The sequence below is a fragment of the Streptomyces sp. PTL18 genome (genome assembly GCF_059510295.1).
The window spans coordinates 74,511-91,874 of record NZ_JCAJZO010000013.1; the positions used below are offsets into that span (position 1 = coordinate 74,511).

Sequence of the window (17,364 nt, forward strand, 5' to 3'; positions counted from 1 at the left end):
GGACGATCCGCCGGCCGGGCTCGACCGGCGCACCGCCGATCACCACGGAGAATCCCCTGTCGCACCGGCAGCGTGAACAACCCCGAAGGATTTCCGGCGCCGACCACGCGGTGCGCGGGCTACCGCGTCCGGCCCACCTGGTCGGAGGTCTCCTCCTCCACCTCGGCCCCGGCGGGGTCCAGGAGCCGGGAGAGGAAGTGCCGGGTGCGCTCGTGGCCCGGGGCGCCGATGACCCGCTCGGGCGTGCCGTCCTCGACGATCACACCGCCGTCCATGAAGACCACCCGGTCGGCGACCTCACGCGCGAAGGTCATCTCGTGGGTGACGACCATCATCGTCATGCCCTCCTGCGCCAGCCTGCGCATCACCGCGAGGACGTCGCCGACCAGCTCCGGGTCGAGCGCCGAGGTCGGCTCGTCGAACAGCATGACGTCCGGGCCCATGGCGAGGGCGCGGGCGATGGCGACGCGCTGCTGCTGGCCGCCGGAGAGGGAGGAGGGGTGGGCGTCCGCCTTCTCGGACAGTCCGACCCGCTGCAGGTTCTCCGCGGCGATCTTCGCGGCCTCGGTCTTGTCCCGCCCGAGAACCCGTCGCTGCGGCAGCGTGAGGTTCTCGGTCACCGTGAGGTGGGGGAAGAGGTTGAACTGCTGGAACACCATGCCGATACGACGGCGTACGGCGTCGATGTCCACGTCCGGGTCGGTGATCTCGGTCCCGCCGACGAACACCTGGCCCTTGGTGGGCTCCTCCAGGAGGTTCACGCAGCGCAGCAGCGTGGACTTGCCGGAGCCGGAGGGGCCGATGACGCAGACCACCTCGCCCTGGCCGATCTCCAGGTCGATGCCGCGCAGCACCTGGTTGTCGCCGAAGGACTTGTGCAGGTCGCGGATCGTGATCTCGGGGGTGCTGCTCACCTGGCGGCTCCCTGGGCCTTGGTCTCCATGCGGCGGACGACGAAGCCGAGCGGGATGGTGACCAGCAGGTAGCACAGGCCGGCCACCAGGATCGGCGTGGAGTTGGCGGTCGTGCTGGCCAGGTCACGGCCGAACTTGGACAGTTCGCGCTCCTCCAGCGTCACGCCGAGGAACAGCACCAGCGAGGAGTCCTTGAAGAGGAGGACGAGTTCGTTGGTGAGCGGCGGGAGGATGATCCGGAACGCCTGCGGGACGATGATGGAGATCATCGCGCGGGTGGGCGAGAAGCCCAGCGAACGCGCCGCCTCCATCTGTCCCTTGGGCACGGCCTGGATGCCCGCACGGATCGTCTCCGCCATGTACGCGGCCGACACCAGGCCGAGTGCGAGGGCGACCTTGCCGTAGGTGCCGCCGATGATCTCCGTGCCGGGAAAGGCGAGCGGGACGGCGACACCGACGAAGATGAAGATCAGCAGTGCGGGCAGGCCGCGGAAGATCTCGATGTAGATCCCGGCCAGCCAGCGGTACGGGCCGACGGACGACAGCCGCATCAGGGCGAGGAGCATGCCGAGCACCAGACCGACGACGAAGCCGGACAGGGTGTACAGCACGGTGTTCTTCAGCGCCAGTGTGATGACGTCCGGGAACATCTGCCGGGCGATGTCCACCTGCGCGAACTGGTTCTGCAGCCGTCCCCAGTCGGCCGTGACCGCGAAGGCGGCCACGGCAACGGCGAAGACGGCGTACTGGACACCGCGCGACACCCTGCGCTTCCGGGTCCGGGTCAGTCCCTTCCTACGGGGCCGCACGGCGGCCCCGGCCCTGTCCGTCGTGTCGGTCATGAGGCGGCGGGCGAGGCGACGGACGGGTGGTACGGGCCGATCCACTTCTCGTACAGCTTCCTGTACGTGCCGTCGGCCTTCGCGTCCTTGATCGCCTTGTTGACGGCGGCGAGGAGCTCGGTGTTGCCCTTCTTCACCGTGAAGCCGTACTGCTCACCGGTGTTGATGTTGCCGACCAGCTTGAAGGCGTCCGCGGTCGTCCTGTCCTTGAGCCAGCCCTGGACGACCGGGTAGTCGATGACGACCGCCTGGACCTGGCCGGTGCGCAGACCGTTGAGGACGGCGTCGGAGGACTCGAAGGAGATCGGGTCGAAGCCCTGCTTCTTCGCGTAGTCCTCGCCGGTGGTCTGTGCCTGGGCGCCGAGCTTCCTGCCCTTGGCCTTGACGTCGGCGAGCGAGGTGATGCCGCTCTTCCTGTCGACCAGGACGGCCTGGGTGGCGTCGAAGTAGGGGTCGGAGAAGTCGACGTGCTTCTTGCGCTCGTCGGTGATGGTCATGCCGGCCGCGGCGAGGTCGCACTGGCCGGAGTTGAGGAACGCTCCGGTCTTGAAGTTCTCGAAGGGCGTGTCGACGATGGCCTGCTTCACCCCCAGGTTCTTGGCGACCAGGTCGATCATCGAGACGTCGAACCCCTGCACCTTGCCGTCGATCTCCGACTGGAAGGGCGGGTACGGCAGGTGGGTGCAGGTGGTGAGCTGACCGGCCTTGACGAGTTCCACCCCGCCGGCGGCCGACGTGCCGGCGCTGCCGCTCGAGGTGCAGCCGGCCACGAGCACCACTCCGGCCGTCGCGGTGATGGCGGCCAGGATGCGGGCCCGGCGCCCGAGGAGCGTGTTCACGGAGGACCTCTCTGCGGGGAGTCTTCACTTCCCCTCTGTGGGGGAGGGGCGGGTTCGATTATAAGGAGGAGTTTGGGTCACTCAAACCAAACCGATGGCTGGAGGGCCTTCTCACCTCAGAAGCGATCGGCGAACGGGTGATGGCGGCGGCCGAATACCCTCAAGACCGCCATGCGACACCGCCGCAGCCACCGGCAACCGGCGACACCGACACCGCCCGCCTCCGCGGGCGAAGAGAGCACCGCCGCGCGCCCTCCCGGACCTCCCCCGCCGAGCGCCGCCCGCTTCACCTCGGTCGAGGACCGGGTGGCGCGACCGCCGTCCACCGAGCAGGACGGCGTGATCACGCAGGGCGAGCCCCTGCTGCCGCTGGAGGGCACGATCCGCGGGAGGCCGGGCAGGATGCGACGGCGCCGAACGTGATCACGGGGCCGTATGGGACTGCCTCCGGTGTTCGAGGAAGGAGTTACCGGCACCTGAAATAGGCATTGCACTCCGGGCGCCTTCCAGGTAATTCTTGAATTCCCTTCCAGGGTAGCTCCCCGTATTCTCCTTCCCGATCTTCTCCGACCTAAACACAAAGATTCTGCGAAAATTTTCCGGGGTAATTCGGGCAGATCTCACCCAGGTCACCAACGTGTGACCGACTCCACAGTGCAGATGTTTCGTCCGGTAATGTCGGCATATATCTCCAACAAAGGCCACCGGCTCGCGCGTACGGACGCGCCCGCGCGATAACACATCCAACGCCCGTCCGTAACCCCCTCCGGCGATGCATTTTCGAATTTCCATGGGTAAATTCAATCCGCATGACCGCCGCACAAGCAGACCTGTCAGCGGAATTCCTGGAAACGCCGGAGGAGCTGCGGATCGACCGTCCGGAGGTGGCGGACGGCGCCGCTCTCTGGCGTATCGCCAAGGACTCCGAAGCCCTCGATCTGAACTCCTCCTACAGCTATCTGCTGTGGTGCCGTGACTTCGCCGGCACCTCGGCGGTGGTGCGCGCCGAGCCCGACGGGCGGCCCGTCGGGTTCCTCACCGCGTACCTGCGGCCGGAGCGCCCCCGCACCCTCCTCGTGTGGCAGGTCGCCGTGGACGCCGCGTACCGCGGGCGCGGTCTCGCCGCCCGTCTGCTCGACGCCGTCGCGGCACGGGCCGCCGCAGAGCACGGAGTCACCGGCGTCGAGACCACCATCACCCCCGGCAACACCGCGTCCGAGCGGCTGTTCACCTCGTTCGCCGTCCGGCACGGTGCCACCGTCGAGCGTGAGGTGCTCTTCGACACGCCCCACTTCCCGGACGGACCGCACGACCCCGAGGTCCTCTACCGCATCGGACCTCTGCCGCACACCGCCTGATCCTCCACCCACACCCCCCGTCCGACTCCCCTCCCCACACCCCGAGGAGCGTTTTCGTCGTGACCATCACCCAGCCGGACCTCAGCGTCTTCGAGACCCTCGAGTCGGAGGTGCGCAGCTACTGCCGCGGCTGGCCCACCGTCTTCGACCGCGCGCAGGGCAGCCGCATGTACGACGAGGACGGGCACGAGTACCTCGACTTCTTCGCCGGCGCCGGATCGCTCAACTACGGCCACAACAACCCCGTCCTGAAACGGGCGTTGATCGACTATCTGGAGCGGGACGGCGTCACCCACGGGCTCGACATGTCCACCGTCGCCAAGCGTTCGTTCCTGCAGACGTTCCAGGACGTGGTGCTGCGCCCGCGCGACCTGCCCTACAAGGTCATGTTCCCGGGCCCGACGGGCACCAACGCCGTCGAGTCGGCCCTGAAACTGGCGCGGAAGGTGAAGGGGCGCGAGGCCATCGTGTCCTTCACCAACGCCTTCCACGGGATGTCCCTCGGGTCACTGGCCGTCACGGGCAACGCCTTCAAGCGCGCCGGCGCGGGCATTCCGCTCGTCCACGGCACCCCGATGCCCTTCGACAACTACTTCGACGGCAAGGTCCAGGACTTCCTGTGGTTCGAGCGCCTGCTCGAGGACCAGGGCTCCGGGCTCAACAGGCCCGCCGCGGTGATCGTGGAGACGGTCCAGGGCGAGGGCGGCATCAACGTCGCCCGCCCGGAGTGGCTGCGGGCCCTCGCCGACCTCTGCGCACGCCAGGACATGCTGCTGATCGTCGACGACATCCAGATGGGCTGCGGCCGCACCGGCGCCTTCTTCTCCTTCGAGGAGGCCGGGATCGTGCCGGACATCGTCACCGTGTCCAAGTCGATCAGCGGCTACGGGCTGCCGATGTCGCTGTGTCTGTTCAAGCCCGAGCTGGACGTCTGGGAGGCGGGCGAGCACAACGGCACCTTCCGCGGCAACAACCCCGCGTTCGTCACGGCCACCGCCGCCCTGGAGGCCTACTGGAGCGACGGGTCCGCGATGGAGAAGCAGACCCGGGCGCGCGGCGAGCAGGTCGAGCAGGAACTGATCTCGATCACCGAGGAGAACCTCGCCGACATCAAGGAGTACCGCGGCCGCGGGCTCGTGTGGGGCCTGGAGTTCCACGACAAGGAGCGGGCCTCCCGGGTCGCGCACCGCGCCTTCGAGCTCGGGCTGCTCGTGGAGACCTCGGGCCCCGAGAGCGAGGTCGTCAAACTGCTGCCCGCCCTCACCATCACCCCCGACGAGCTGGACGAGGGCCTGGGCAACCTCGCCCGAGCCGTCCGCGAGACCGCCTGAGAAACCGCCGAAGAGGAGGCACACAGTACCGTGATCGTCCGTTCGTTCAAGGACATCGAAGGTACCGACCGGCACGTGAAAGCCGCGTCGGGCACCTGGGAGAGCAAGCGCATCGTCCTCGCCCGGGAGAAGGTCGGCTTCTCCCTGCACGAGACGATCCTGTACGCGGGCACGGAGACGTCGATGTGGTACGCGAACCACATCGAGGCGGTCGTGTGCGTCGAGGGCGAGGCGGAACTGACCGACCGTGAGACCGGGAAGACGTACACGATCACCCCGGGGACCGTGTACGTGCTGGACGGGCACGAGCGGCACACGCTGCGCGTCAAGGAGGACTTCCGCTGCCTCTGCGTCTTCAACCCGCCCGTCACCGGCCGTGAGGACCACGACGAGAACGGCGTGTACCCCCTGCTCACCGAGGAGGTGTGAATCACGATGACCCTGACCACCAGCACAACCGGCACAGCCGTCACCGATCTCTATCCCAGCCGCGGCGCCACCGAGGTGTCGGTCCCGCGCCAGGACCCGGTGGTGTGGGGCGCTCCCGGTACGCCGGGGCCGATCTCGCTGACCGCCCTCCAGGCGTACGAGCGCGACGGCTTCCTGGCCATCGACGAGCTGATCACCGAGGACGAGGTCGCCGTCTACCGGCAGGAGCTGGAGCGGCTCGTCACTGATCCGGAGATCCGCGCCGACGAGCGGTCCATCGTGGAACCGAAGTCGAACGAGATCCGGTCCGTCTTCGAGGTGCACAAGATCAGCGAGGTGTTCGCGCGTCTGGTGCGCGACGAGCGGGTCGTCGGACGGGCGCGGCAGATCCTCGGCTCGGACGTGTACGTCCACCAGTCGCGGATCAACGTCAAGCCGGGGTTCGGTGCCAGCGGTTTCTACTGGCACTCCGACTTCGAGACCTGGCACGCCGAGGACGGTCTGCCGAACATGCGGACGGTGTCCGTCTCGATCGCGCTGACCGAGAACTACGACACCAACGGCGGCCTGATGATCATGCCGGGGTCGCACAGGACGTTCCTCGGCTGTGCCGGCGCCACGCCGAAGGACAACTACAAGAAGTCGCTGCAGATGCAGGACGCGGGCACCCCGTCCGACGAGGCGCTGACGAAGATGGCCTCCGAGTACGGCATCAAGCTGTTCACGGGCAGGGCCGGTTCGGCGACCTGGTTCGACTGCAACTGCATGCACGGCTCGGGCGACAACATCACCCCGTTCCCGCGCAGCAACGTGTTCATCGTGTTCAACAGCGTGGAGAACGCGGCGGTGGAGCCCTTTGCCGCGCCGGTGCGCCGGCCGGAGTTCATCGGCGCCCGGGACTTCACTCCCGTGAAGTGAACCGATCCCCGGCCGGGGTCCGGGGTCGGCCCCCGTAGATCACAGCATCGGGGTAAGGGGCTTCACTTCCGTGAAGTGGCCGTGAAGTGACACCGGCGCGTCACCGGGCCGGGCCTCCTCGTGCGGTACGGGAGGCCCGGCCCGGTTGATGTTCAGCCGGCGAGCACGTCCAGCAGGCGGTCGACGTCCGCGGGCGTGTTGTACAGGTGGAAGGCGGCGCGCAGGTTGCCGGCCCGGTTCGAGACCTCGACGCCCGCACGGCTCAGGTCGCCCTGCCGGTGGCCGAGTCGGGGCACGGACACGATCGGTGAACCCGGTGCGGGGACCGGTTCGTGACCGAGGGCGTCGAGACCCTTGCGGAACCGGTCGGCGAGGGCGAGGTCGTGGGACCGCACCCGCGTCACGCCCAGGTCCTCCAGCAGCTCCAGGGAGCGGCGGGCGCCCGCGTAGGAGAACAGCGCGGGACTCTCGTCGAACCTCCTTGCGGAACGGGCGAGTTCGGCGACCGGTCCGTAGCAGCTGTCCCAGGGCTCCTCCCCCGCGACCCAGCCGGCGAAGAGCGGCGTGAGGGACCCGAGGTCCTCGGGGACCACCAGGAAGGCCACGCCACGCGGGCAGAAGAGCCACTTGAAGGCGACGGCGGCGACATAGTCGTACGCGCCCGCGTCGAGGTCCAGCCAGCCGGCGGCCTGGGACGCGTCCACGTACGTACGGGCGCCGTGCTCCCGGGCCGCCGCGCTGACGGCGGGCAGGTCGGCGATCCGGCCGTCGGCGGACTGCGCCGCGCTGACCGCGACGAGGGCCGTGCCGGGCCGTACGGATTCGGCGATCCCTTCCAGCGGGACCGTGCGGACCTTGAGGTCGCCCCGCATGTGGAAGGGGTTCACGACGGAGCTGAAGTCCCTCTCGGCGGTGAGGACTTCGGCGCCCTCGGGCAGCGAGGCGGCGATCAGCCCCGTGTAGACGGCGACCGAGGCCCCGGCCGCCACCCGGCGGCCCGACACCCCGGTCAGCCGGGCGAAGGAGGCCCGGGCGGCCTCCACGTCGGCGAACATGTCGGTGGGCCGCCCCGCGGCCGCCGCCTCCAGGGCGATCCGCATGGCCTCCACCGTGCGGGCCGGCAGCAGCCCGGTGCTCGCGGTGTTCAGGTAGATGTTCTTCGGGGCGAACTCCGTGCGGACGAGGGTCTCGAAGGTCTCCATGGGACCACTGTGAGGCCCCACGAAGTCATAGTCCATCGCGAATCCTTACGCGGTTCAGCCAAGGAGCGCTTATACGTGCGCTCTGACCTGCGCGTTGCTCAGCGCTGCGGCACCGCGCACCCGTCCGGACCGCAGGCGTCCGCGTCACCCTGGTCGATCGGCTTCAGCGGCGGGCGTTCGCCCCACGCCTGGGTCAGCGCCTGGGCGAAGAGCTCCGCGGGCTGGGCGCCGGAGACGCCGTACTTGCGGTCGAGGACGAAGAACGGCACGCCGTTCGCGCCCAGCTCGGCGGCCTCGCGCTCGTCGGCGCGCACGGCGTCGGCGTAGGCGGTGGGGTCGGCGAGGACCCTGCGGGCGTCCTCGGCGGCGAGTCCGGCCTCCGCGGCCAGCTCCACCAGCCGCTCCTCACCCTCGGTGAACAGGGACCGCTCCTCGGCGAAGTTCGCCCGGTACAGGATCTGGATCAGCTCGTCCTGCCTGCCCCGCTCCTTGGCGAAGTGCAGCAGGCGGTGCATGTCGAAGGTGTTGCCGTGGTCGCGGCCGGTGGTGCGGTACGGAAGGCCCTCGGCGGCGGCCTGCGTGCCGAGGTTGTTCTCACCTGCCTGGGCCTGCGCCTCGCTCATCCCGTACTTCTCGGCGAGCAGCGTGAGGACCGGTTGCACGTCGCCCTTGGCGCGGTGCGGATCGAGCTCGAAGGAGCGGTGCACCACCTCGACCTCGTCCCGGTGCGGGAAGGCGTGGAGCGCCTTCTCGAAGCGGGCCTTTCCGACGTAGCACCAGGGGCAGGCGATGTCGGACCAGATCTCCACGCGCATGTCTTCGGCTTCTCTCCTGGTCGTTCGGGTACGGAGCCTCCCTCCGCAGGCTTGGTGAACGTTCAAGGGCCTCCGTCTCATTCCCCGGGCACCGTGTCGGGCAGCGTGTACCGCACAGAGGTGGTGCCGCCCGTCGGCGGGCGGGTTCCGCGGGTCGGGGACCCAGCCGTGGCGGGCGAGCCACTGCGGGGGACTGACCGCGCTCTCGGCGTCGAAGCGGCGGGGGAGGGTGCGCACGCTGACGCCCGCGTGCCGGGCCAGGTCGGTGAGGGTGAGCGGCTTGTCGAGGTTGCGCATGGCCCAGCCGCGGGTGTCGGCGCAGGCGTTGCCCCGTTCGGAGGCAGCGGCGTCCGGGGGAACTTCGGTGCGCCGGTCGGCGGCGGATTCGAGGCGGGGACGCGGTGGGCGCCGGCGGTGCTGCCCGTCACGACGGCCCGGCCCACACTGCGCCTGCGGCGTCCGCTCAGTTCGTCATGAACCGTCCCGCAGGTCCTGCGGCCAGTGCGGGCGGTACTCGATCCCGTCGTACGTCACCACGCAGCCCTCGCCCATCGGCGACTGGGCCATGAAGCCGACCAGCGCCGCCCCCGTCTCCTTCTCGTCGCCCAGGGTGAACAGCCGGACGAACGTCCACCGCTTCCCGTCCCGCGAGGCGTGGAAGGCGAAGGCCCGGCCGGTCCGGCTGACCCGCAGCCACACCGAACTTCCCTCCACGGTGAAGGAGTTGGCGTCGTCGGAGTGGCCCCGTGTCACCACGGTGCACACGGTGGGCACGTCCGGTGAGTACTCCAGGCACAGCTTCGCCCACGCCCGCTCGCCGACGTGGACGTAGAGCACACCGGCGTCGAAGGCGCCGGCGAAGCCGACGGTGACACGGGCGATCAGCTGGAAGTCCCCTTCCGGCGCCCCGAGCAGCCGGGGCGCGTCGGAGGCGGCGTCCAGGGACTCACCGGTGGGCGGCACGAACCGATCCTGCCGGGCTCCCGCCCAGCCGGTGAGCACCCCGTTCTCGTACGACCAGTGAACTTCGGGTCCGTATGTACGCAGCAGGAAAGGCAGTTCGGGAAGTTCGAGGTCCATCTGGAGAGTGTCCCAGATACCTCACCGCTCCAGGCGGCCGTTGAACCGCCGGGGCAGACCCAGCGGGTTGTCGTCCCGCAGCTCCGGCGGAAGCAGCGCCTGCGGAGCGTTCTGGTACACCACGGGCCGCAGCCACCGCTCGATCGCCGTACCGCCGACCGACGTGGACGTGGACGTCGTCGCCGGGTACGGCCCACCGTGGTGCTGGGCGGGCGCCACCGCCACCCCGGTGGGCCAGCCGTTGACGAGCACGCGCCCGGCCAGCGGGGTGAGCTCCTGCAGGATCTCCGCTCCACGGCCCTCCCCCGCCGCCTCCTCGCTCGACAGGTGCACCGTCGCGGTGAGGTTGCCGGGGAGCCGGCCCAGGACGCGCTTGGCCTGGTCCTCGTCCTCGTAGCGGGCGACGACCGTGATCGGGCCGAAGCACTCCTCCAGGAGCAGGTCGTGCTCGCCCTCCGCGGTGAGCTTCTCGGCCGGGACGGTGAGGAAGCCCGCGCTCACGGTGTGCTCGCCACCGGGTCCGGCCGTGACCGGGGCCTCGACGCCGGGGAGGGCCGCACGCTCGGCGACTCCGGCGATGAAGTTGTCGCGCATACGGTGGTCGAGCAGGACACCGGCCCCGGTCTCGCCGACCGCCTCGGTCAGGGACTTCACCAGACGGTCCCCCGCCGCGCCCGCCGGGGCGAGGACGAGGCCGGGCTTGACGCAGAACTGGCCGACGCCCAGGGTCATGGAGCCCGCGAGACCGGTGCCGATCTGCTCGGCGCGCTCGGCTGCGGCGGCCTCGGTGACGACCACCGGGTTGAGCGATCCGAGTTCACCGTGGAAGGGGATGGGGACGGGACGGGCCGCCGCCGCGTCGAAGAGGGCACGACCGCCGCGAACCGAACCGGTGAACCCGGCGGCGGTGATCAGCGGATGCTTGATCAGCTCGATGCCCGCCTGGAAACCGTGGAGGAGACCGACGACGCCCTTGGGGATGTCGTGCCGCTCGGCGGCGCGGCGCAGGGCCGCCGCGACCAGTTCGGACAGGGCCGGGTGGTCGGGGTGGGACTTCACCACGACGGGGCAGCCCGCGGCGAGCGCGCTCGCGGTGTCGCCGCCGGCCACGGAGAAGGCGAACGGGAAGTTGGAGGCCGAGTAGACGGCGACGACGCCCAGCGGGACCTTGTAGCGGCGCAGGTCGGGGATCGGCGGGGTCGCGGTGTCGTCGGGGTGGTTGATGACGACGTCGAGGAAGGCGCCCTCGTCGACGATCTCCGCGAAGGCGCGCAGCTGGTAGCAGGTGCGGGCGAGCTCACCCGTCAGCCGCCCCGGGCCGAGGGCGGTCTCGGCGTCCGCCGCCTCGACGAGCTGGGCCCCGGCGGCCTCCACCTCGTCGGCCGCGGTGCGCAGGAAGGCGGAGCGGACCGTGCGGTCGGCCAGGGAGCCGCGGGCGTCGTGGGCCGCGCGGACGGCGGCGTCCACCTCGTCGGCTGTGGCCTCCAGCGCAACCTGCTCGCGCTGCTTCCCGGTACGGGGATCGACACTCCAGACTGGTGCTGCTGCCACCGCGGGTCCCTCCAGATGTCATGCCGCAGTTCGTACGTCACCGACCAGAGGCGTTCGATATACTGAACACCGTCTCTGATGATGAATATGCTGCTCGGAGACTATTTCCCGGCGAACGAAGGGGTCAAGGGCGATGTCGGCAGGCGAGACAGGCGGCGGGGCGCAGGTCAAGTCCGCGGTGCGGACGGTCGAGTTGCTCGAGTACTTCGCCGGCCGGCCCGGTCTGCACTCCCTGGCGTCCGTGCAGGAGGCGGTCGGGTACCCCAAGTCCAGTCTGTACATGCTGCTGCGCACACTCGTGGAGCTCGGCTGGGTGGAGACGGACGCGACGGGCACGCGGTACGGCATCGGGGTGCGGGCGCTGCTGGTCGGCACGTCGTACATCGACGGCGACGAGGTGGTGGCGGCGGCCCGGCCGACCCTGGACCGGCTGTCGGACGACACGACGGAGACGATCCACCTGGCGCGCCTGGACGGCACGAACGTGGTGTACCTGGCGACCCGCCAGTCGCAGCACTACCTGCGTCCGTTCACCCGGGTCGGGCGCCGGCTGCCCGTGCACTCGACGTCGCTGGGCAAGGCGCTGCTGAGCACGTACGTGGACGAGCAGGTCCGCAAGATGCTCCCGGAGACGCTTCCGGCGCTGACCGAGCACACCATCACGGACCGGGAGAAGCTCATCGAGGAGCTCCACCAGGTCCGCGAACAGGGCTTCGCCGTGGACCGGGAGGAGAACACGCTGGGGCTGCGCTGCTTCGGGGTCGCGATTCCCTACCGCACTCCGGCCCGCGACGCGATCAGCTGTTCGGTGCCGGTGGCGCGGCTGACCCCGGCCCACGAGCAGATGATCAAGGACGCGCTGTTCGACGCGAGGGACCGTCTGACGCTCGCCACCCGGAGGCTGTGAACCATGGAGGTCGTGCTGCGCGCGGTCCATGACAGCGATCTGCCGGTCTTCTACCGCCAGATGAGCGATCCGGAGGCGGTCCGGATGGCCGCGTTCACGCCCGGGGACCCGGCCGACCGGGACGTCTTCGACGCCCATTGGAAGAAGATACGGTCCTCGTCCGGCGTCCTCGCCCGTACGGTCCTCGCGGACGGTGACGTGGTGGGGAGCGCCGCCGTGTACGGGGACCCCGGTGAGCGCGAGGTGACGTACTGGATCGACCGCGCGTACTGGGGGCGGGGCGTGGCGACGGCCGCGCTGCGCGGGCTGCTGGCCGAGGTGCCGGAACGCCCGCTGTACGCACGGGCGGCCGCGGACAACGCGGGGTCGCTGCGCGTCCTTCGCAAGTGCGGGTTCCGTCAGGCCGCGCGGGCCAGGGGGTACGCGCACGCGCGGGGCGAGGAGATCGACGAGGTCGTGCTGATGCTGGACGCCTGAGCCGTTCCTGAGCGCCGGATGAGAAAAGGGGCGTTCGGGAACGATCGGGCCCGTCCCGTTCGTCTTCCGGGCGGGATGAACAAGACGATCAGGCGCGCCTCCGTCTTCGTGCTGGTCCTGGTGGTCGCCCTGCTGGTCAGGGCCACCTGGGTGCAGTTCTACGACGGCAAGGCGCTCGCGGACGACAAGGACAACCGGCGCGGCGCGATCGAGAGGTACTCGCAGCCGCTGGGGAACATCATCGTGGCCGGAAGGGCGGTCACCGGCTCGGCGCGGACGAACGGGGGCGACCTCGCGTACAAGCGCACCTACACCGACGGCAAGCTGTACGCCGCGGTGACGGGCTACGCCTCGCAGGCCTATGCGCCGACCCAGCTGGAAGGCATCTACCAGGATCTGCTCGACGGCACGGACCCGCGTCTGAAGACCGTCATGAGCACGATCACCAACCAGCGGGCCGCGCCGGGCAACGTGGTCACGACGATCGACCCGGACGTGCAGAAGGCGGCGTACCACGCGCTCGGCGACAAGAAGGGCGCGGCCGTGGCGATCGACCCGAAGACCGGCCGGATCCTCGCGGTCGTGTCCACCCCGTCCTACGACCCGTCGTCGCTGACCGACGCCAACACCGCGGCGACCGCCTGGAAGCGGCTCACCGCCGACCCGGACAAACCGCTCATCAACCGCGCGCTGCGCCGGCCGCTGCCGCCGGGCTCGACGTTCAAGCTGGTGGTGGCGGCGGCCGCGCTGGAGGACGGGCTCTACTCGTCGGTGGACCAGAAGACGGTCAGCCCGGACCCGTACACCCTGCCGGGCACCACCCACGAGCTGTCGAACGAGAACCCGAACGCGCCCTGCGCGAACGCCACCATCCGCACGGCGCTCGAATACTCCTGCAACAACGTCTTCGCGAAGATGGCCGTCGACCTCGGCCACGACAAGGTGAAGGCGATGGCCGAGAAGTTCGGCTTCGACGACGACCAGCTGGACGTGCCGGTACGGGCCTACGCGAGCGTGTACCCGTCGACGATGGACAAGGCGCAGACGGCCCTGTCCGGCATCGGCCAGTTCGACGTGACCGCCACCCCGCTGCAGATGGCCATGGTGTCCGCCGCCCTGGCCAACGGCGGTGAGCTGGTCGGCCCGCACATGGTGTCGCAGATCACCGACAGCGGCGGCGATGTGCTGAAGAACTACGACAACAGCACGTCCACGAAGCGGATCGTGAGTTCGTCCACCGCCGCGCAGCTGCAGTCCGCCATGCAGACGGTCGTCGAGAAGGGCACGGGTACGAACGCGCGGATACCGGGCGTCACCGTCGGCGGCAAGACCGGTACCGCACAGCACGGCGAGAACAACAGCCAGGTGCCGTACGCCTGGTTCACGTCGTACGGCACGTCCGGCACGACGGGCAAGGAGGTCGCGGTCGCGGTGGTGGTCGAGCAGTCGGACGCGGCACGCTCGGAGGTCAGCGGCAACGGTCTGGCGGCGCCGGTGGCCAAGGCGATGATGCAGGCGGCGCTGAAGAGCTGAGGCTCGGCGGCAGCCCCGTGACGGGGCTGCCGCCCGGCCTCACTTCACTCCGAGGAGTTGCTCCACCGGGTCGATCGCGAAGTACACCAGGAACAGCGCCGACACGCCCCACAGCAGCCAGTTGACCTCTCTGGCCTTGCCGAGGACCGTCTTGATGACGACGTACGACACGAACCCGGCGCCGATGCCGTCGGTGATCGAGTACGTGAACGGCATCGCGGCGATGGTGAGGAACGCCGGAATGGCGATCTCGTAGCGGTCCCAGTCGATGTGCTTGACGTGCGTCATCATCAGGAAGCCGACTGCGATCAGGGCGGGCGCCGCCGCCTGGAGCGGCACGATGGTCAGCAGCGGCGTGAGGAAGAGCGCGAGGCCGAACAGCCCGCCGGTGATCAGGTTGGCGAACCCGGTGCGTGCGCCCTCGCCGACACCGGCGGCGGACTCGATGTACGCGGTGTTGGAGGAGGCGGAGCCCACGCCGCCGGCGATCGCGGCGGCGCCGTCGATGAACAGGACCCGGCCGATGCGCGGCACCTGGCCCTGTTCGTCGAGCAGCCCGGCCTCGGCGCTGATGCCGACGATGGTGCCCATGGCGTCGAAGAAGTCCGACAGGATCAGGGTGAAGATCAGCATGATCACGGTGATCGCGCCGGTCTCACCGAAGGCGCCGAACAGGCTGAAGTGACCGACGAGCCCGAAGTCGGGGGTCGTCACGATCTTGTCGGGGACCTTCGGGGTGGTCAGGCCCCAGCTCTTGATGCCGGCGACGGCGTTGATCAGGATCGCGACGACCGTCATGGACACGATGCTGATCAGGATCGCGCCCTTCACCCTGCGGGCGAGCAGCGCGATGGTGAGCAGCACCCCGAGACAGAAGACCAGCACCGGCCAGCCGGTCAGGCGCCCCACGGCGCCCAGTTGCACCGGCACGGTGGTGTGCGCCGCGTCCGGGATGCGGCTGACGAACCCGGCGTCGACGAAACCGATGAACGCGATGAACAGGCCGATGCCCACGCCGATGGCCTGCTTCAGTTGCTGCGGGATCGCGTTCATGATCGCTTCCCGTAGTCCGGTGAGGACCAGGACGCAGATGAGGATGCCCTCGATGACGACGAGACCCATGGCGTCGGCCCAGCTCATCAGCGGGGCGAGCTGGAAGGCGACGACGGCGTTGAGGCCGAGGCCGGCGGCGATGGCGAGCGGCAGGTTGCCACCGACACCCATGGTGATCGTCATTACACAGGCCACCAGCGCGGTGGCCGTGACCAGTTGGCCGGTGTCCAGTTGGTGGCCGAACTTGTCCTTGGCGCTGCCCAGGATGATCGGATTCAGGACAAGGATGTAGGCCATGGTGAAGAACGTGGCAAGGCCGCCGCGTATCTCACGGCCGAAGGTGGAGCCCCGTTCGGAGATCCGGAAGAACTGGTCGAGGCCGTGGGCCGCCGGGGGCGCGGCACTTGGCCGGCCGGCCGCCTTCTGTGTTTCGGGCATGACAGGACTCCTTGGCGCCTGTTGAACCGGTGCGGGATGCTGGCTGGATTGTTCCCCTGGTGGACGCGTTTCAGGTGTTCTCCGTGTTACAGAATCGGGGAGTTCGGCCCTCCACACCACGTTCGAAGTGCCGTACGAACGCTGCTAGGCTTCCGCGTCCCGCCCGGGACGCACTCCAGCCGTCCCCACATGGCATCCACGTGACACACAGGGGCGCCCTCTCGGGTGCCGGAGCCGCTGCGAGGAGAGGTCGCCCGTGGGCACTGTCGTCGACGACGCCGCCTCCGTGGAGTTCCACGCCTTCTTCGAGCGGCACTACGCGGAACTCGCCCGGCTCGCCCATCTGCTGACCGGGGAGGCGGACGCCGCCGACGATCTGGCGGCCGACGCGCTGCTCGCGCTGTGGCACCGCTGGGACCGGGTGCGCGCCGCCGACCACCCGGTGGCGTACGCGCGCGGGGTGGTCGCGAACCTGGCCCGCACCCGGATCCGCAGTGCGGTGCGCGAGCGCCGCCGCATCGCTCTCTTCTGGTCGCAGCGCGAGGAGAAGGCCGAGAACCCGGACGTGCCGGCCGTCGTCGATGTCCAGGAGGCCCTGCGCCGCCTGCCGTTCCGCAAGCGGGCGTGCGTGGTGCTGCGGCACGCCTTCGACCTCTCCGAGAAGGACACGGCGCTCGCGCTGGGCATCTCGGTGGGTACGGTGAAGAGCCAGACGTCGAAGGGTATGGCCGAATTGCAGCGGCTGCTGGGCACCGCCGAGGCTCCTCGGCGTGTTCACGCCGCGGTGGTGCGCACCGGAGGGAGGGACCGATGAGGAACGTGCACGACGAGCTGCGCACCGGGCTGCACGCGGCGGCCGAGGCGCACGAGCCCGACCGCGCGCGCATCCTGGCCCGCGTCGAGCGCGGGATGACCGCGCGGTCCCGTCCCGGCCGCCGGGCGACACGTCCGCCGCTGTGGGGCTGGGTGCGGGTCGTGGGGGCCACGGCCGGGGTCGCCGGCGTCCTCACGGTGGGCGGTTACGCGGTCGCCTCGGCGGTGGAGGACGACACACCCGCCCAGCAGCCGGTGGCCGTCTCTCCCCCGCCGCCCCCGTCCCCGGACGCGACGAGCCGCGCGCCGGTCCGCCCGGCCGAGCCGGCACCCGGCGCGGGCTCGCACGGCTCCGGGAAACCGGGCCCGTCCCCCTCGACGGGCCCGGAGGCATCCGCGACCGCCACCGCCCCGCCGCCCGGCTCCGGCGGCCAGGACGGCCCGCTGTGGTCGGACGGCTCGGTGGACCCGCACAGCAACGACTTCTGGGCGCAGAGCAACCTGACCCTGAAGACCGGTGCGCAACTCACCTCGCTCACCGTCGTGCTGAGGGTCGCGCAGACCGGCGGGGTGTCCTCGACGGGCGCCTGGCGGTCGCTGCCGGAGCAGGACTTCACGTCCGCGGTCGCCGAGAAGGACGGCTTCCTCGTCTACACCTGGGTGCTCAAACAGGGCCGTACGGTCCCGGCGGGCCAGTGGGTGTTCGCCGGGCAGTTCGACCACGACCGCGGCAGCCGGGACGCCGGGAACGACAGCTACACGATGACGGCGACGGCGGGCGGCGAGCAGCTTGCGGTGAAGGGCGGCTTCACGGCACACGGCGGCGGCGCGGGCCGCGGCTCGTAGGAAGCGACGGCCGGGAGG

At 70.0% G+C, this 17,364-nt stretch carries 17 protein-coding genes and 1 pseudogene; 10 read left to right on the plus strand and 8 right to left on the minus strand.

What is annotated here, in order from left to right:
- Positions 1–119: 119 nt before the first annotated feature.
- From AC5WS8_RS23730 to AC5WS8_RS23740, 3 genes are read right to left on the minus strand one after another with little or no spacing between them, the layout of a single operon-like run.
- Positions 120–914: an amino acid ABC transporter ATP-binding protein gene (locus tag AC5WS8_RS23730; RefSeq protein WP_496105464.1), complete on the minus strand. Its 795-nt coding sequence runs from the start codon at positions 912–914 to the stop codon at positions 120–122.
- Positions 911–1,756, minus strand: coding sequence for an amino acid ABC transporter permease (locus AC5WS8_RS23735; protein ID WP_496105465.1), 846 nt, complete (start codon positions 1,754–1,756; stop codon positions 911–913). Before AC5WS8_RS23735 ends, AC5WS8_RS23730 begins: the two co-directional genes overlap by 4 nt.
- Entirely contained in the window at positions 1,753–2,595 is an 843-nt protein-coding gene (locus AC5WS8_RS23740; protein ID WP_496105466.1) for a transporter substrate-binding domain-containing protein, read from the minus strand. Before AC5WS8_RS23740 ends, AC5WS8_RS23735 begins: the two co-directional genes overlap by 4 nt.
- Positions 2,596–2,859: 264 nt before the next feature.
- Between AC5WS8_RS23740 and AC5WS8_RS23745 the strand changes: the two are divergent.
- The 5 genes and pseudogenes from AC5WS8_RS23745 to thpD all read left to right on the plus strand — a co-directional run.
- Positions 2,860–3,047: pseudogene (locus AC5WS8_RS23745) on the plus strand (alanine--glyoxylate aminotransferase family protein); the annotation flags it as partial.
- Between the two features lie 357 nt (positions 3,048–3,404).
- Entirely contained in the window at positions 3,405–3,953 is a 549-nt protein-coding gene (gene ectA, locus AC5WS8_RS23750) for a diaminobutyrate acetyltransferase (protein WP_496105467.1), read from the plus strand.
- A gap of 59 nt (positions 3,954–4,012) precedes the next feature.
- Positions 4,013–5,284, plus strand: coding sequence for a diaminobutyrate--2-oxoglutarate transaminase (gene ectB / locus AC5WS8_RS23755; RefSeq protein ID WP_496105468.1), 1,272 nt, complete (start codon positions 4,013–4,015; stop codon positions 5,282–5,284).
- Positions 5,285–5,314: 30 nt separating this feature from the next.
- The gene (locus AC5WS8_RS23760) at positions 5,315–5,713 is read left to right on the plus strand and encodes an ectoine synthase (protein WP_496105469.1); all 399 of its coding nucleotides are present in this window, start codon (positions 5,315–5,317) and stop codon (positions 5,711–5,713) included.
- 6 nt (positions 5,714–5,719) lie between these two features.
- Entirely contained in the window at positions 5,720–6,631 is a 912-nt protein-coding gene (thpD, locus tag AC5WS8_RS23765; protein WP_496105470.1) for an ectoine hydroxylase, read from the plus strand.
- Between the two features lie 152 nt (positions 6,632–6,783).
- Here thpD and AC5WS8_RS23770 read toward each other — a convergent pair whose 3' ends face one another.
- The 4 genes from AC5WS8_RS23770 to AC5WS8_RS23785 form a co-directional block, all read right to left on the minus strand.
- Entirely contained in the window at positions 6,784–7,833 is a 1,050-nt protein-coding gene (locus AC5WS8_RS23770; protein ID WP_496105471.1) for an aminotransferase class V-fold PLP-dependent enzyme, read from the minus strand.
- 98 nt (positions 7,834–7,931) lie between these two features.
- The gene (locus AC5WS8_RS23775) at positions 7,932–8,648 is read right to left on the minus strand and encodes a DsbA family oxidoreductase (RefSeq protein WP_496105472.1); all 717 of its coding nucleotides are present in this window, start codon (positions 8,646–8,648) and stop codon (positions 7,932–7,934) included.
- A 471-nt stretch (positions 8,649–9,119) separates the two neighbouring features.
- Complete coding sequence (locus AC5WS8_RS23780) at positions 9,120–9,728, minus strand: DUF1349 domain-containing protein (protein WP_496105473.1); 609 nt, start codon at positions 9,726–9,728, stop codon at positions 9,120–9,122.
- A 21-nt stretch (positions 9,729–9,749) separates the two neighbouring features.
- On the minus strand, positions 9,750–11,279 hold the full coding sequence (locus AC5WS8_RS23785) for an aldehyde dehydrogenase (NADP(+)) (protein ID WP_496105474.1): 1,530 nt from the start codon (positions 11,277–11,279) through the stop codon (positions 9,750–9,752).
- A 133-nt stretch (positions 11,280–11,412) separates the two neighbouring features.
- Between AC5WS8_RS23785 and AC5WS8_RS23790 the strand changes: the two genes are divergently transcribed.
- From AC5WS8_RS23790 to AC5WS8_RS23800, 3 genes are all read left to right on the plus strand, one after another.
- A complete protein-coding gene (locus AC5WS8_RS23790; RefSeq protein ID WP_496105475.1) occupies positions 11,413–12,186 on the plus strand; it encodes an IclR family transcriptional regulator in 774 nt (257 codons plus the stop codon).
- A 3-nt stretch (positions 12,187–12,189) separates the two neighbouring features.
- On the plus strand, positions 12,190–12,663 hold the full coding sequence (locus AC5WS8_RS23795) for a GNAT family N-acetyltransferase (protein WP_496105476.1): 474 nt from the start codon (positions 12,190–12,192) through the stop codon (positions 12,661–12,663).
- Positions 12,664–12,738: 75 nt separating this feature from the next.
- Positions 12,739–14,196 carry a peptidoglycan D,D-transpeptidase FtsI family protein gene (locus AC5WS8_RS23800; protein ID WP_496105477.1) on the plus strand — a complete coding sequence of 486 codons (1,458 nt, stop codon included), beginning with the start codon at positions 12,739–12,741 and terminating at the stop codon, positions 14,194–14,196.
- Between the two features lie 39 nt (positions 14,197–14,235).
- Here the strand turns inward: AC5WS8_RS23800 and AC5WS8_RS23805 are convergent, their stop codons facing one another.
- Entirely contained in the window at positions 14,236–15,687 is a 1,452-nt protein-coding gene (locus AC5WS8_RS23805; RefSeq protein WP_496105478.1) for an NCS2 family permease, read from the minus strand.
- Positions 15,688–15,943: 256 nt separating this feature from the next.
- On the opposite strand from AC5WS8_RS23805, the gene AC5WS8_RS23810 reads away from it, so the two are divergent.
- Positions 15,944–16,501, plus strand: coding sequence for a SigE family RNA polymerase sigma factor (locus tag AC5WS8_RS23810; RefSeq protein WP_496105479.1), 558 nt, complete (start codon positions 15,944–15,946; stop codon positions 16,499–16,501).
- Entirely contained in the window at positions 16,498–17,346 is an 849-nt protein-coding gene (locus AC5WS8_RS23815) for a hypothetical protein (RefSeq protein WP_496105480.1), read from the plus strand. Before AC5WS8_RS23810 ends, AC5WS8_RS23815 begins: the two co-directional genes overlap by 4 nt.
- Positions 17,347–17,364 lie beyond the last annotated feature (18 nt).